The 2,152-nt window shown below is 34.4% G+C and carries 1 protein-coding gene; it reads right to left on the bottom strand.

What is annotated here, in order from left to right:
• A partial coding sequence (gene lysS, locus AC3DU7_RS32035; protein ID WP_488043264.1) for a lysine--tRNA ligase occupies window positions 1–1,324 on the bottom strand: 1,324 nt, incomplete at its 3' end.
• Window positions 1,325–2,152 lie beyond the last annotated feature (828 nt).

Here is a 2,152-nt window from a genome sequence, read left to right as displayed (position 1 = left end):
AACCATTGGAATATTCTGTACCATGAATAAATAACTCGAATCTTTCCACAAAACCGGGTTTGCTATGATGTCTTTTTGCTAACGGACTGACTTCAACTGGAAAATCAATTACAAAAGTAGGTTGAATTAAAGTAGATTCTACTTTTTGGTCGAAAACAGCATATAAAAGATAACCCAAACTTTGCGTTTCTAACTTGGATAATTTGAGGTTTAATTTTTCTACAGCTTTAAGAGCTTCTGGCAATTCTAAGTTATCAAAATCTAATCCTGTTTCATCCTTAACTGCTTCTACCATTGTTTTAACTTGCCAATGTTTGCCAGTGAAATTAGGATATTTTTGACTATGGTCATATTGACGTTCTAAATTAATAGTTTGTCCTTGATATTCTATCTCTTTTATATCTCCTAAAACATTAGTCATACAATAACAAATAACATCTTCTACCAAACCCAAAATTTCAAAATAATCTGCATAAGCTTGATAAACTTCTAGGGAAGTAAATTCAGGATTATGGGTACTATCTATCCCTTCATTTCTAAATACTCTACCTAATTCAAATACCCGTTCAAAACCACCACAAATTGCCCGTTTTAAAAATAATTCTGTAGCAATTCGTAGATATAAATCAACATCTAAAGCATTATGATGAGTGGTAAAAGGTCGAGCAGCAGCACCTCCATAAATTGCTTGTAAAACTGGTGTTTCTATTTCATAAAATCCAGCATCCCAAAGATATGTACGAATACTTTGTAAAATTTTACTCCGCATTCTAAAACGCTGTAAAGATTCAGCATTTCCAGCTAAATCCATTTCTCGATGACGACGACAAATTTCGGGGTCATTTACACCATAATAAGAGTCAGGAAATGGAATAATAGCTTTGGAAATAAGCTCAAGTTTATTTACCTGAATTGATAACTCACCTCGGTTAGTACGACAACCAATTCCTTCCGCACTAATAAAGTCTCCTACATCCAAAAGTTTTTGTATTTGTTTAAAGCCTAAACCAGGGTCTCCCTTAACTAATTTTTTTTCAATTTTAAGTTGAATTTTTCCACTTTCATCTGTTAGTTTAATAAAACCAATACTACCACTATCGCGCTTAGAAGTAATACGACCGCAAACTTTTAATAATTTTTCATTGGGGTCTGCTTCCCCTGCTTCTAATTCTTTTGCTGGAGGGGAAAATAGGTCTATAACTTGTTGAGCAGTGTGCGATCGCTCTACTGCTTTACTAGGATAGGGGTCTATTCCCAAGGAGCGTAATTCATCAACTCTTTGTGAACGAACTTCTGCTTCATTCCTGGTTTCGCTTTTAGCCATCGGTAGTTGTACTCTAGATTTGGTTAATGAAGTTAGTATAATACCATAGTTTTTCTGTTTCTAGGAGGTTATAAAGATTAAATTATTCCAAAGTTATTTGGAGGTTAAAAGTTTGGGATTGAAGAAGAAAGAAGGAAGAAGGAAGAAGGAAGAAGGAAGAAGTAAGAAGGAAGAAGGAAGAAGGAATAAATGAAAAGGAAAAAGTGGATGGAGATAGTCAACGACCTGCAACTTCGTAGATCATAACCCTAACTAATTAACTAATTGTAAATATCGTGTGTACGGCTGGGTATTCAAGCAAAAATAAAAAGATAAAAATGATGTCATTGAAGGTTATTTTTGTTTTTAATAATATTTTAAATAGATAAAAAATTAATGAAAAAAATTAGATATCAATATTTTAATTTATGCAGTAAAAAAAGTTTAAGCTTTGAGATTTTTATAGTTTCAATACTTTCGTAGTGAGAGCCATATTTTCTAGACTTATTTAGAATACTGCTTCACACATCTTATATGAAATACAAAAAATCGTGCTACTTACCGAAGAATTAAGGTTTAAAGCCTCTCCTTTAAAGGAGAAAAAATGAATTAATTTTCCTGTTCATCAATAAATTCCACATCCGTATATCCGTGCCATAATCCCTGTGAGCCACTCCCCCACTCCCTTCCACATCCGTATATCCGTGCCATAATCCCTGTGAGCCACTCCCCACTGCCTTCCACATCCGTATATCCGTGCCATAATCCCTGTGAGCCACTCCCCTACTGACGCTTTCCCAAAGCAGCAGGAGGAGTAGATTTACCTGCTAAACCAATCAAAGCTAATAG

This window comes from Okeania sp. (genome assembly GCF_983059655.1).
This window is presented reverse-complemented; position numbering and strand designations above follow the sequence as displayed.